Consider the following 1,539-nt stretch of genomic DNA (forward strand, 5'->3'; position numbering starts at 1 on the left):
CAATGCGGTTCAGATAAGGCATGTGTGCTGGTCAGCGTGGTGAGCTGACGAGGGTCGTGGTGACCGGTACGGTGCCCAGCCGTGACGTTGTCTGGGGTGGAGTCGCTGCCGCGGCCGCAGGGCCGGTTGACTGACCATATTGGCCTGGGGGTGTTGTCCGCCCGGTTCGACCGTGACCTGATCGAAGAGGTCCTCAACCGCACCGGGCGGCGGGAGAAACGCAGCCGGCGGCTGCCCGCCCACGTGATGATCCGCTATGTGATCGCGATGGGATTGTTCTTTGCCGAGTCCTACGACGAGGTGATGCGCCGGCTGGTCGGCAACCTGCGCAAGCTCGGTTCCTGGGCCGATGGCTGGCAGGTGCCCACCAAGTCGGCGATCACCCAGGCCCGCCAGCGGTTGGGACCCCAGCCGGTCAAGGCGTTGTTCGAGCGGGCGTGTGTGCCGCTGGCCACCTCCGCCACCAAGGGCGCCTGGCTGGCCGGGCGCCGGGTGATGGCGATCGACGCGACCAGCTTCGACGTGGCCGACACTCCGGACAATGTCGAGAGGTTCGGCAAGACCGGTTCGGGACCGAAGGCGTCGGCCTACCCGAAACTGCACGTCGCGGCGTTGGCCGAGTGCGGCAGCCACGCCATCGTCGGCGCGGTGCTGGGCTCGGTGCGTACCGGGGAACGCACCCTGGTCGCCGGCCTGACCGGCTGCGTCGGCCCCGGGATGCTGGTGCTGGCCGATGCCGGCCTGTACTCCTACGAGTTGTTCGGCCGGTTCGCCGCTACCGGCGCCGACCTGGCCTGGCGGATCGGCGCCTCGGTGTCGGTGGGGCACGTGCGGTGGCTGCCCGACGGCTCCTATCTGGCCCTGATCTACCGGTCCGGGCTGAGCGCCCAGCGGCGTGCCCGGCTGGCCGCACAGGCCCGCACCGGCCAGGACATCCCGGCTGACCTGGCCCGGCTGGTCCGCGTGGTCGAGTACACCGTCCCGGACCGCAACCCCGGCGGTGAGCTCATCGTCGTGATCACCACCGTGCTCGACCCGCACCAGCTCCCGGCGCTGGAGCTGGCCGAGGCGTACCACCAGCGCTGGGAGGAGGAATCCGCCCTGGACGAGATCAAGACCGACCTGCGCGGTCGCGGTGAGGTCCTGCGTTCCCAGACTCCTGAGCTGGTCGAACAACAGATGTGGGGACTGCTGCTGGCCCACTACGCCATCCGCGGCCTGCTGCTGGACGCCGCCGACCCCGCCGGCTACGACCCCGACCGCATGTCGTTCATCAAGGGGCTTCGCGTCATCCGCCGCCAGGTCACCGACCAGGCGGCCATTACCCCCTGAGCGCCTGAACGACGCTCTCCCGGACGCGATCACCGAAATCCGATCCCAGCCCAACCCGCCACGCCGCCACCGCACCTGCCCCCGCGCCGTCAAACGCGCCCGGCACAACTCCTACCGGGTCAAACGCCCCACCGACCAGAACATCCGCCATACCGGCCCGGCCACCCCCCTACTGGCCTGCCCAAACACCCAAACTTAACGGCATTG

Annotated in this window: 1 protein-coding gene; it reads left to right on the plus strand. The window is 69.5% G+C overall.

The genetic code is table 11. The features are described from left to right. Window positions 1-81 precede the first annotated feature (81 nt). Window positions 82-1,332 carry an IS4 family transposase gene (locus tag FFT21_RS28455; protein WP_192909819.1) on the plus strand — a complete coding sequence of 417 codons (1,251 nt, stop codon included), beginning with the start codon at window positions 82-84 and terminating at the stop codon, window positions 1,330-1,332. The last annotated feature ends 207 nt before the right edge of the window (window positions 1,333-1,539 follow it).

Source organism: Gandjariella thermophila (assembly GCF_005405885.1).
Taxonomy (GTDB): domain Bacteria; phylum Actinomycetota; class Actinomycetes; order Mycobacteriales; family Pseudonocardiaceae; genus Gandjariella; species Gandjariella thermophila.